The organism is Paenibacillus sp. FSL R5-0407, assembly GCF_038009185.1.
GTDB classification, from domain to species: Bacteria; Bacillota; Bacilli; order Paenibacillales; family Paenibacillaceae; genus Fontibacillus; species Fontibacillus vini.
The window spans coordinates 601,142-613,199 of record NZ_JBBPAX010000001.1; the positions used below are offsets into that span (position 1 = coordinate 601,142).

Sequence of the window (12,058 nt, forward strand, 5' to 3'; positions counted from 1 at the left end):
GATTCGGTGTTTTTTTGATAGGATATTGTTGCATTTGATTCCTTTCGAAGATAGTTTTACTGCTATGCATTTTATTCAGTCAAAGCTAGCTAGAACATAAGCAGAACTTTTAGGAGGGCCATTCGTGAATAAAACGCAACTAAAAAACGGCCTTCGGGTGGTTATGGAGAAAATACCGACCTGCCGCTCGGTGTCGTTCGGCATATGGGTAAAGACGGGTTCCCGTAACGAAACGCCTGAAATGGGCGGTATTTCGCATTTTATCGAACATATGTTGTTCAAGGGTACGGATCGGTTCAGCGCCAAGGATATCGCCGAGGAATTCGATGCCATCGGCGGTAACGTGAACGCCTTTACGTCCAAGGAATATACATGCTATTACGCCAAAGTACTGGATGAGCATTTACCGATCGCGGTGGATGTGCTCTCGGATATGTTTTTCCGTTCTTTGTTCGATGAAGAAGAATTGCGCAAAGAGAAGAATGTAATCGTAGAAGAAATCTCAATGTATGAGGACACCCCTGACGACATGGTCCATGACCTGCTCGCGGAAGCGGCTTATGGCAGCCATGCGCTTGCTCTGCCCATACTTGGTACGGAAGAGAAGTTGCAGGCCATGGGTCCGGCGGATCTTCGCAAATACATGAACGAGAAATATACGATCGAGAATACGGTAATCGCCGTCGCGGGTAATATCGATGATTCAATTCTAGAGCTGCTCGAGAAATATTTCGGGGATTTTGCAAACCGGGGGAAAGCCGATATTTTGAGCGCTCCCGATTTTCTCGGCGGACTCAAATTTCATCGCAAAAAGACGGAACAAAACCATATTTGCCTCTCTTTCCCGGGGCTTCCGATCGGGGATCCGAACCAATACGCAATGGTACTGCTGAACAATGCTTTGGGCGGCGGCATGAGCTCCAGACTGTTCCAGGAAATTCGCGAAAAGAGAGGCCTAGCCTATTCGGTGTATTCCTACCATAGCTCCCATGCGGATAGCGGTTTGTTTACCGTTTATGCCGGGACCGCACCTAAACAAACTAAAGAGGTGCTGGACCTGACAAAAGAGATCTTGCATGAGGTAGCCGTAAAGGGCATCAGTGAGAGTGAACTCCGTAAAGGCAAGGAGCAGTTAAAAGGAAGCTTGATTCTTAGCCTGGAAAGTACGGGCAGCCGGATGAACCGGCTTGGCAAAAATGAATTGATGCTGGGGCGCCATTATACGCTTGACGAAATGATTGCCCGCATTGAAGATGTGACTATGGATAATGTGAACGAGGTGCTCAAAACGATGTTTAACCAGCCGTATGCGCTTGCTATGGTAGGTGCTTCGGATCGTGTGCTGTCGGGAATAAGGAGAGATGAACTTGTCGTATGATGTTCAGATTCAATTAATTGCGGGAAATGAAGACATTGAGTTACCGCGCAAAATGTCGGAGCTGGCTTCAGGGTTTGATTTGTATGCTGCGGTAACCGAGGAACTGGTGCTGCACCCGGGAGAGCGTCAGCTAGTGCCTACCGGGATAGCCATCGCTATGCCCGGCGGTCTGGAGGCTCAGATTCGCCCTCGGAGCGGGCTTGCGTTCAAGCATGGCATTACCTGCCTCAACACGCCAGGCACGATCGATGCCGATTATAGAGGCGAAATTAAAGTACTTCTGATTAATCTCGGACAGGAGCCGTTCACGATCAAGAGAAATGAGCGGATTGCCCAAATGGTCTTCCAGATCGTTCCGGAAGTGAATTTGTCCCGGGTTGACGAATTGTCGGAGACCGTCCGCGGCGCCGGCGGATTCGGCCACACTGGAACCAAATGAATCAAAAACCGTTAAGGACCTCGTCACTCAGTGACGGGGTCCTTATTTTTTTTCGCGGGAATAAGGTATTATTCGTCTCCCGGTTTTCACCACTTTGTAGGCCACGGCATAAGATGCTCTATATTGTATTGCCTGGAAGGAGTGCCGAAGTTGATGCTAACTGGCCTAACCATCGTCTTTCTGGGCGGAGACGCCCGCCAGGTGGAAGTGATTAACAAATGTGTGGAGTTGGACGCTGCGGTGCGGGTGGTTGGCTTTGAAACCCTGGATACCCCGCTTGCCGGCGTCACTCTTGAAACGCTGACCCCGGAGCTGCTTCAGGAAGCGGACGTGATCGTGCTTCCCGTAGTAGGATGTTCCGATCAGGGAGAGATACCCGCACCGTTCTCCAAAGATAATCTGGTCTTGAAGAAGGAACTGTTTTCAGCGATAAAGGAAGGTACTTTGGTTTATACGGGAATAGCCAAAAGTTTCTTGAAGCGAATGGGAGCGGAATACGGTTTTCGCTTGATCGAACTGTTGGAAAGAGATGATGTAGCGATCTACAACTCGATTCCGACGGCCGAAGGAGCGGTAATGATGGCGATCCAGAACACGGATATCACCATCCACGGCTCCAATTGCATGGTTCTAGGAATAGGGCGAACAGGTTTTACACTGGCAAGAACTCTGCAGGGTTTGGGAGCGAATGTACAGGTGGGAGTACGCAGGGAGGCCGATGTGGCCAGGGCGGTGCAAATGGGCTGGAAGCCTTTTGCGGCAACGGATTTGAACGCTTACGGAGTCGGGATTGACTTGATTTTTAACACAATTCCGACTATGATAGTCACAGCGCAAATCATCTCGAAACTGCCCCGTCAAGCAGTTATTATCGACCTTGCCTCGGCTCCCGGCGGAACGGATTTCCGGTTTGCCGAGAAGCGCGGAATCAAGGCGCTCCTTGCTCCCGGTTTGCCCGGAATCGTCGCTCCCAAAACGGCTGGAATCATCATGGCGAAAACGCTCAGTCAGTCGATTATGGAAGAGTTTCATTTACGGGGGGATGAAGAGTGAATTGGCAGGGGAAAACAGTAGGTTATGCTGTGACGGGATCGCATTGCACCTTGGCTGAGGTTATGTCTCAGATCCAACGATTTGTCGATGACGGCGCCAAAGTGGTGCCGATCATTTCGCAATCCGTACTGAGCACGGATACCCGATTCGGCAAATCGGATCATTGGCAAAAGCAATTGAAAGATATAACAGGTAATGATATTATTTCTTCAATTGTCGACGCGGAGCCGCTCGGACCTACCAAATTGCTTGATGTGCTGGCCATCGCTCCTTGTACGGGGACTACGACCAGTAAGCTGGCAAATGCGGTTACGGACAGTCCTGTCCTGATGGCTGCCAAAGCGACGCTTCGCAACGGGCGCCCGGTAGTGCTTGCGGTTTCGACCAACGACGGATTGGGCTTCAATATGGCGAACATCGCCAAATTGATCGTTGCCAAAAATATATATTTCGTTCCATTCGGACAGGATAACCCGGATAACAAACCAAATTCGCTCGTAGCGCGAATGGAGCTTGTGCCGGAAACCTGCTATGCGGCAATCGAGGGGAAACAGCTTCAGCCGCTGATCATTGAACGATTTCGGGACTGATTGAACTCATTCAAACTTTGCAAATCGACAAACTCCGAAATAACGGATATACTTTGGAAGAAATGAAAAATGGATCGTGAAACGAGAAAGAAGATATTCGGGGACGATTCGATTCAGGTTCCGTGGAAACTGAACCTGTGGATCGTCTCGAATTATCTGCAAATGAACACACATTAGAACAACGGAATGAAGAACTGCTTTACTCCGCTTACTTAAAATGGAGGAATACCCATGCGCATCTTGGTGCAGAAGTTTGGTGGCACGTCACTCTCGACAAAGGAAGCCAGAGGACATGTCATCTCGCATATCCGCCGGGAACTGGATAACGGTTACCGGCTTATCGTTGTGGTTTCAGCTATGGGCCGTAAGGGGGATCCTTACGCCACGGATACTCTTTTGGATTTGATAGCTTCAGGCGGAGGCTCGCTGCCTTCGCGCGAACAGGATTTACTGCTTTCCTGCGGTGAAATTATTTCGGCAACCATGCTTTGCAGTTTGCTGCAAGAACAATCCATCAGCTCCGTCGTGCTAACCGGAGCACAAGCTGGTTTCCGGACGGACAGTCAATTCGGCAATGCCAGAATTCTGGATATGGTCCCTACAAGGGTCCTGGAAGAACTGCAGACCCATGATGTGGTCGTGGTTACCGGTTTCCAGGGGCAAAACCAGAACGGCGACTTTACTACGCTCGGCCGGGGAGGAAGCGATACTTCGGCAACGGCGCTGGGTGCGGCGCTGCATGCTGAAATGGTGGACATTTACACCGATGTGGACGGAATCCTCACCGCCGATCCGAGAATTGTAGAAGACGCCAAGCAGCTTGATTATGTCAGCTATGCTGAAATATGCAATATGGCCCACCAGGGGGCGAAGGTGATTCATCCCCGCGCCGTAGAAATCGCCATGCAAGCCGGCATCCCGGTTCGGGTTCGTTCCACATTTTCTCAAAGCGAAGGTACCCTGGTTGCCAATCCGGAAGGTTTTAAAGACGTGCAAATCGGGATTGTCGACCGTTTCGTGACCGGAATCGCCTATGTGGCTAACGTGACACAGATCAAGGTTGAAGCCGGCGGCAGCGGTTCGGACAACCTGCAGTTGCAGGTGTTTAAAGCGATGGCCGAGAATGCGATCAGCGTCGATTTTATTAATGTTACCCCGTCAGGGGCGGTTTATACCGTTTTTGACAGCGAGGCCGCTAAGGCTCGCCGGGTTCTGGACGATTTGGGACTTCATCCTCAGATTTTATCCGGCTGCGCCAAGGTATCGGTCATCGGCGGAGGCATTAACGGTGTACCGGGAATCATGGCCCGGATCGTAGAGGCGCTTACCGAACAGAAAATCCAGATCCTCCAATCGGCCGATTCCAATACGACGATTTGGGTTCTAGTGAACAAAGAAGATATGGTGCAAGCCCTACGTGCGCTGCATGCCAAATTCGAACTTGGCAAGTAGCAAGCTCCGTAGGGAATTAGTCATAAATATTAAGGAGGAGACAACGTGGATTTCGGAAGATTGATAACAGCGATGGTAACTCCCTTCGATAACAAGAATGAGATCGATTGGGAACAAACCGCACGACTTATGGATTATTTGATTGATAATCAAAAGTCAGACAGTCTTGTCATTTGCGGAACAACAGGGGAGTCTCCCACTTTATCCGATAAGGAAAAATTGGAAATGTTCGCTTTTGCCGTCAAACATGCGGCCGGACGCTGTAAAATTATTGCGGGAACGGGTAGTAATAACACGGCTCATTCGATACAGTTATCGAAGGATGCCGAAGCTACCGGGGTAGATGCACTCTTGCTTGTGGCTCCTTATTACAACAAGCCGAATCAGGAAGGGCTGTACCGTCATTTTGAGGCGATCGCGACCTCAACGAAGCTGCCGGTCATGATCTACAACGTACCTAGCCGGTCCGTGATCAGCATTAGCAAAGAAACAACGCTTCGTCTGGCGCAAATCCCGAATATCATTGCGACGAAGGAATGCGCTCCGTTGGAGCAGGTGGCGGGAATTGCCGCAGAAGCCCCGGAAGGCTTCAAGGTTTATTCCGGTGACGACGCATCCGCATTGCCTGCCATTTCCGTAGGCGCTTACGGCGTTGTTAGCGTAGCCGGCCATATTGTCGGCCCAGCTATGAAAGAAATGATTGAATCGTTTGTCGCCGGGAATGTAGAGAATGCGGCAAAGTTACATCAGAAGCTGCTTCCGGTATTCAAAGGCTTATTCGAATGTCCAAGTCCGGTAGCCGTAAAATATGCGCTTAACGAATTGGGACAATCTGTTGGTTCCGTACGTCTTCCCCTGATTCCGCCAAACGATGACGAAGCGGCCAGAATCCGCGCACTTCTTGGCTAACAGCCAAAAATATGTTTCATTTCCATAAACCGATGCCGTCTTAGAGGCATCGGTTTTTTTACGATGGAGCAAGGTAACGTTATGAAGGCGGCAGGCGGCTGACTTGTATTTTGCCAAATTAATCATGTATAATGGTTTCAAGTGACTGGGTGCGGTGATTTATTAATTAACAATTAATATAAGAAAAGCACTGATCGGTGCATTTTCATTTACAAATTATGACGTCCAAAATAATAGGAGGGTTAGATTCACTTGTCTAAAAAAATGAATACTGATAAATTGATGATCTTTGCCCTGGGCGGCGTCGCTGAAATCGGGAAGAACATGTATGTTGTCCAGTATGGTAATGACATCGTCGTTATCGATGCCGGCTTGAAATTTCCGGAAGAGGACATGCTCGGTATCGACATCGTTATTCCCGATATCACTTACCTGACGGAGAACCGTGACAAGGTAAGGGGTATCGTATTGACCCACGGCCATGAAGACCATATCGGCGGATTGCCTTATGTGCTCAGAAACTTGAATGTTCCGGTTTACGGGACAAAGCTGACGCTGGGCCTTGTCGAGAACAAATTGAAGGAAGCCGGATTGCTCGGAGATACGAAGCGGGTATTGATCCATGCTGACTCGGAGATTCAGTTGGGATCGTCGATGAAAGCCACTTTCTTTAGAACGAACCACAGTATCCCCGATTCCGTCGGAGTGTGCATCGAGACGCCGGAAGGCAATGTCGTTCACACCGGCGACTTCAAATTCGATCATACTCCAGTCAATGATCAATTTGCCGACCTGCATCGAATGGGGGAAATCGGAAAGAAGGGCGTACTTGCCCTGCTGTCGGATAGTACAAATGCCGAGAAACCGGGATTTACCCCTTCGGAGAAAAACGTAGGGATCGTGCTTGACGATATTTTCCGTAAAGCGGAACAGCGCGTCGTCGTGGCGACCTTTGCATCGAATGTGCATCGGATTCAGCAAGTCATCGACGCTGCATTCTCAACGGGACGCAAAGTAACGATTATTGGCCGCAGTATGGTCAACGTAGTATCGATCGCTTCGGAACTCGGTTATTTGAATGTTCCGGACGGCATTTTGATCGAACCTGAAGAAGTGAATAAAATGGCGGCGGACCGGGTCGTTATTTTATGTACAGGCAGTCAGGGAGAACCGATGTCGGCGTTGACGCGTATGGCGCGTTCGACTCACCGCAAAGTGGATATTTTGCCTGGCGATACGGTTATCATTGCGGCTACCCCGGTACCCGGCAATGAGAAGTATGTTGGACGAACTATTGATGAATTGTTCCGCCTGGGAGCGGAAGTTATATACAGCGGTTCCAATTCCGGAGTACACGTATCCGGACACGGCAGTCAGGAAGAGCTGAAGCTGATGCTTAACCTGATGCGTCCTAAATATTTCATTCCGATTCACGGCGAGTACCGGATGCTTCGCAAGCATGCGCTGCTTGGGCAATCGGTCGGTGTCGAACCGGAGAACATCTTCCTGGTCGATATCGGGGATATCGTTGAAATCCAAGGCGGGGTTGCCCGCAAAGCCGGTAAAGTACCTGCCGGTAATGTCCTGATCGACGGGCTCGGCGTAGGCGATGTAGGTAATATCGTTCTTCGCGACCGCAAGCTGCTGTCCCAGGACGGTATTCTCGTAGTTGTCGTAACGTTGAGCAAACAGGATGGCACGATCGTATCGGGACCGGACATCATTTCCAGAGGTTTTGTCTATGTTCGTGAATCCGAAGGTCTGCTTGATGAAGCAAACCGGATCGTCTCCAGTACGCTGGAGAAATTGATGAGCGAGAACGTAAACGAATGGGCATCGCTCAAAACAAGCGTGAAGGATTCGTTGGGTCGATTCCTGTATGAACAGACCCGCCGCAGACCGATGATTCTTCCAATTATTATGGAAGTTTGATTGGCGGCTATGACAAATTTATAACTAGGCACACAGTCGCCTCTTCTCCTGCCGGTAATATTGGACGGTTCCTTGCGGGAGAGGAGGCTTTTTGAGTTGAGTTTAAGAAACTTATGGTAAGGGACTTTTTGGTTTGAAGTGCGTGTTCAAAAAGTCGGGTTTTCCGGACCAAGAAGGTTGGATGAAGATAGGGACTGAGTAGCGGAGCGTACATAAGGTAAGTGAGCAACGGAAGGCCCGGCTGAATTCAAGATTCGACGTCGAATTTTTATCCTGATCTGCTTCGTCATGGAAAGATGACTTTTTGAACAACCTCTTGAAGCTGACAGTAATTCGGCGGGAATAGAGACCGGGAGAAGGTCGGCATACTAGCTCATGTATGGATCGCAAGCGACGACAACAGGCCCGAGGGCTGGAAGGAAGCGTGACGACATGAACAAAGAAACCGGAAGATCAGCGGCGAACCAGGAGGCGGAAATGCCACCGGTACAGCCGGATTCGGAAAAAAAGACCGCAGCGGTAACTGAAGCCATTCAACAGCTGGGACAAACCGCCGTGCCTACCCCTGGCGAATCAAATGTGTACTGTTTGACGATCATTGGTCAGATCGAAGGACATCTCGTGCTTCCTCCACAAAATAAAACGACGAAATACGAGCATTTGATTCCCCAACTCGTGGCCGCGGAGCAAAATCCGCGGATTGAAGGTCTGCTGATTATTTTGAATACGGTGGGAGGGGACGTGGAAGCGGGCCTCGCCATCGCGGAAATGATAGCTTCATTGTCCAAGCCGACCGTTACGGTTGTCATTGGCGGAGGGCATAGCATCGGTGTGCCCATTGCCGTAGCCTCGGACTTTTCCTTTATTGCCGAAAGCGCGACGATGACAATTCACCCGATCCGGATGACCGGACTTGTCATCGGAGTACCGCAAACCTTTGAATACATCGAAAAGATGCAGGAGCGGGTCGTCCGCTTCGTTACTGCGCATTCACGGATTCCTGAGGATACCTTTAAAGAGCTGATGTTCAAAACGGGAGAATTAAATCGGGATATCGGTACGGCTGTTGGCGGCAATGATGCGGTCAAATACGGATTGATTGACGGTATTGGCGGTATCGGCGAAGGGTTGAGTAAATTGAATACCCTGATCGAATCGCGGAGGAATGTACAGCCTGCAGGAGGGATTACGCAATGACCCACTATACGATCATACCCGAAGAGGCTTATTGGGAACAGCCGGAAATTAACGATATGTACAATGAGATCGAGGTTGGCGGAATATTGATGCAGGTACGTATGGAGCCGGGAAACCGTGCCACCATTGTTCGTCTTCTCCGATGCGGTTTAGATGATTATTTAAACCCGGCTTACGCTCCGGGAAGTCAAATTGCTTTTTTGCCCGTTCCGTTAAGATAGCGGGAACATATGTATGGTACCCTCCGGTGATTATGGTATAATATTCATCTGGGGGGTGTTCCTGTTTGGCACGCAAACGTAAGAAGAAAAAGGCAGCTCTTGGAAGTATGCTCAAATATGAAATTTATGGGATCATCCTGATCACTTTATCCATCATTGCCTTGTCCGGGGAGGCAGCCGTCGGCAGAACGCTCTCGAAAATGTCGGCGCTCATTCTTGGCAAGTTTTATTTCGTGATTCCTTTAATCGGCATTTTTGTCGGACTGGCTGTGATGATCAGACGGAAATGGCCAACGAAGTGGACAACGCGCCGCAGCGGATTTTTACTTGCTGTCCTCGCTTTTGTATTGATGAGTACGATTTCGGCAATGGGGCAAAAATTGTCTCCTGTCGTCTCATTAAGCTTCGGCAATATCATGGGCCAAATTCATCGTGATCTTCAAGGGGCCTTGTTTCATCCTGCATCGGCGGATTCCGGATTCAGTTTGCTGAACTTGAATATTAGCGGCGGGTACATAGGTGGTCTGGAATTTGCGCTGCTCTATTCGCTATTCGGGATGGCAGGGGCAAAACTGATTATGATCGTCATGCTTGCAATCAGCTTCATGCTGGTTACCGGTTTATCATATGTGGAGATGGTCCGGCTGCTTCGTTCCAGAATGGGCGGTTTCGGAGAGCTTCTCGGCAAAAAAATCCGCATGCTCCGTCCTGTGCCCGTGACGAACAAAGCGAAGAAGACACCGAAACCAGTCATCACCGTCCCGAAAGAAGTGGAGGAAGAGGAGGAAGAATTGTCGCCTCCGGTTCCGTCATCCAAGCAGAAACAAAAGCCGGTATTTTTTCAGCTCTTCGGTTTCAAGGAGAAACCGGTCGAAGCTCATGAGCCTGAGCAAAATCCCGCTTATGAGGACGAGGATTCGGCTGGGAATCAAGATATTAACTGGAATGAACTGGAGTATCGAGGTTTTACAGGGAATGAATCTGCGGATGATGATCGTCCGATTCCAGGAGCGGCCGTTGAACGTTCATCTGTTGAAACGGGTCCGATTATCCGGGACTTTTTTGATCATATTCAGCGCGAAGGCCAACCCGGTTTGGATGACCCCGAATCGGAAGAACTGCAAGATGCAGTGTTTGAAGGTAATCCGGCTGCGGAGATGGAAGCTCTGTCCGGTGATCTTGAACCGGTAGCCGCGGACGGCTTATTGTCTGCCGAAGGGCAGGAGACAGGCCCGGAAGCGGGAGCGGATAGTCTAGAAGGTGCGGCGGATGATATAATCATTGCCCCTCCGCCCAAACCGGCTCCCAAGCCGTACAAGCTGCCGTCATTCCGGCTGTTATCCAAACCTGGAGGCGGGGCGAAATCCGGCGATCAGGCTGATTATATGCAGACAGCCCGCAAGCTGGAAGCTACGCTGGAGAGCTTCGGCGTTCGGGCGCGCGTGCTTGAAGTCGTACGCGGACCAGCAGTGACGCGCTATGAAATCCAGCCCGATATCGGGGTCAAAGTAAGCCGGATCGTCAACCTTACCGATGACATTGCCCTGGCGCTGGCAGCTAAAGACATCCGGATGGAAGCGCCGATCCCGGGCAAATCGGCGATCGGCATTGAGGTGCCGAACAATGAGGTATCGCTGGTAACCATGCGGGAAGTGATGGAGACGCCGACCTTTGTGGATGCGGAATCCAAGCTGTCCATCGCATTTGGCCGCGATATTTCCGGACAAACGATCGTCGGCAATCTGGCGAAAATGCCCCATCTGCTCGTAGCAGGTGCTACGGGCTCCGGGAAGTCCGTATGTATCAACGGGATCATAACGAGCATTTTGTATAAGGCGAAGCCGGATGAAGTTAAATTTATGATGGTCGATCCCAAAATGGTCGAACTCAACGTATATAACGGAATTCCGCATCTTCTGACACCTGTGGTGACCGATCCGCGCCGGGCTTCACTTGCCCTCAAGAAGATCGTCGTGGAAATGGAGAAACGGTATGAGCTGTTCTCCAAGTCAGGTGCCCGCAATATTGAGGGTTACAACTTAATGATGAAAGAGAATCCGGACGCGGTGCTGCCATATATCGTCGTTATCGTGGACGAGCTTGCCGACCTGATGATGGTCGCAGCAAACGATGTGGAGGACGCGATCGCACGTCTGGCCCAGATGGCCCGGGCGGCAGGGATCCATCTGATCATCGCGACCCAGCGTCCGTCCGTCGACGTTATTACCGGGGTTATCAAGGCGAACATTCCGTCGCGGATCGCCTTCGGCGTATCCTCACAGGTGGATTCCCGTACCATACTCGATATGGCCGGCGCGGAGAAGCTGCTCGGACGGGGCGATATGTTGTTCATGCCGATGGGCGCTTCCAAACCGGTCCGAGTGCAGGGTGCATTTATGAGTGATCAGGAAGTGGAAGCAATTGTAAACTATGTACGCGGACAAGGACAGGCCGAATATGATGAAAGCCTTGTTCCTGAGATCGAGGAAGACACATCCGGACAGGAGGAAGTGCTGGACGAATTGTACGACCAAGCCGTACAAATCGTGCTGGAGGCTAAACAGGCTTCCGTATCGCTGCTACAGCGGCGGATGCGCGTCGGGTATACCCGAGCGGCCCGTTTAATCGATTCTATGGAGGCCAGAGGCATTGTAGGGCCTTATGAAGGCAGCAAGCCGAGGGAAGTATTGATGAGTATGGATCAGTACAAAGTCGGTAAAATTTCGTCCTGATCGACAATGAAATCGTCAGGATATCAAGCCCCGCCGTTATAACGGCGGGGTTTTTTGCATGGATTTTAACCGGCTGCAGCAGCTCGCCAATTCCGGCAATTCTGTGTGGTGAATAGGAAGGGTCTGGGCTTGTCATAATAATGTCATCCAACTAT

General features: G+C 50.4%; 10 protein-coding genes. All 10 read left to right on the top strand.

Going from position 1 to position 12,058, the window contains the following annotated elements; all coding sequences use genetic code 11:
- The first annotated feature begins 124 nt into the window (after window positions 1-124).
- The 10 genes from NYE70_RS02980 (at window position 125) to NYE70_RS03025 (ending at window position 11,903) form a co-directional block, all read left to right on the top strand.
- Window positions 125-1,378 (top strand): M16 family metallopeptidase, encoded by a 1,254-nt coding sequence (locus NYE70_RS02980; RefSeq protein ID WP_211021402.1) that lies wholly within the window; start codon window positions 125-127, stop codon window positions 1,376-1,378.
- Window positions 1,362-1,817, top strand: coding sequence for a dUTP diphosphatase (gene dut / locus NYE70_RS02985; RefSeq protein ID WP_211021403.1), 456 nt, complete (start codon window positions 1,362-1,364; stop codon window positions 1,815-1,817). The genes NYE70_RS02980 and dut overlap by 17 nt, the downstream gene beginning before the upstream one ends.
- A gap of 153 nt (window positions 1,818-1,970) precedes the next feature.
- A complete protein-coding gene (gene dpsA, locus NYE70_RS02990) occupies window positions 1,971-2,870 on the top strand; it encodes a dipicolinate synthase subunit DpsA (protein ID WP_211021522.1) in 900 nt (299 codons plus the stop codon).
- Complete coding sequence (locus NYE70_RS02995; RefSeq protein ID WP_211021404.1) at window positions 2,867-3,460, top strand: dipicolinate synthase subunit B; 594 nt, start codon at window positions 2,867-2,869, stop codon at window positions 3,458-3,460. The genes dpsA and NYE70_RS02995 overlap by 4 nt, the downstream gene beginning before the upstream one ends.
- Window positions 3,461-3,691: 231 nt before the next feature.
- Window positions 3,692-4,912 carry an aspartate kinase gene (gene dapG / locus NYE70_RS03000; protein WP_211021405.1) on the top strand — a complete coding sequence of 407 codons (1,221 nt, stop codon included), beginning with the start codon at window positions 3,692-3,694 and terminating at the stop codon, window positions 4,910-4,912.
- A gap of 45 nt (window positions 4,913-4,957) precedes the next feature.
- Window positions 4,958-5,821: a 4-hydroxy-tetrahydrodipicolinate synthase gene (gene dapA / locus NYE70_RS03005; protein ID WP_211021406.1), complete on the top strand. Its 864-nt coding sequence runs from the start codon at window positions 4,958-4,960 to the stop codon at window positions 5,819-5,821.
- A gap of 252 nt (window positions 5,822-6,073) precedes the next feature.
- A complete protein-coding gene (locus NYE70_RS03010) occupies window positions 6,074-7,753 on the top strand; it encodes a ribonuclease J (protein WP_211021407.1) in 1,680 nt (559 codons plus the stop codon).
- 432 nt (window positions 7,754-8,185) lie between these two features.
- Window positions 8,186-8,950, top strand: a complete 765-nt coding sequence (locus tag NYE70_RS03015) for a ClpP family protease (RefSeq protein WP_373316805.1) — start codon at window positions 8,186-8,188, stop codon at window positions 8,948-8,950.
- Complete coding sequence (locus tag NYE70_RS03020) at window positions 8,947-9,171, top strand: YlzJ-like family protein (protein WP_211021408.1); 225 nt, start codon at window positions 8,947-8,949, stop codon at window positions 9,169-9,171. Before NYE70_RS03015 ends, NYE70_RS03020 begins: the two co-directional genes overlap by 4 nt.
- A gap of 65 nt (window positions 9,172-9,236) precedes the next feature.
- A complete protein-coding gene (locus NYE70_RS03025) occupies window positions 9,237-11,903 on the top strand; it encodes an FtsK/SpoIIIE family DNA translocase (protein WP_341044943.1) in 2,667 nt (888 codons plus the stop codon).
- Window positions 11,904-12,058: the final 155 nt, after the last annotated feature.

What these genes read in the sequence shown, in the direction of transcription:
- dpsA (WP_211021522.1), top strand. Translation starts at nt 1,971, where the DNA reads ATGCTAACTGGCCTAACCATCGTCTTTCTGGGCGGAGACGCCCGCCAG.
- dut (WP_211021403.1), top strand. Translation starts at nt 1,362, where the DNA reads ATGAACTTGTCGTATGATGTTCAGATTCAATTAATTGCGGGAAATGAA.
- dapG (WP_211021405.1), top strand. Translation starts at nt 3,692, where the DNA reads ATGCGCATCTTGGTGCAGAAGTTTGGTGGCACGTCACTCTCGACAAAG.
- NYE70_RS03020 (WP_211021408.1), top strand. Translation starts at nt 8,947, where the DNA reads ATGACCCACTATACGATCATACCCGAAGAGGCTTATTGGGAACAGCCG.
- NYE70_RS03015 (WP_373316805.1), top strand. Translation starts at nt 8,186, where the DNA reads ATGAACAAAGAAACCGGAAGATCAGCGGCGAACCAGGAGGCGGAAATG.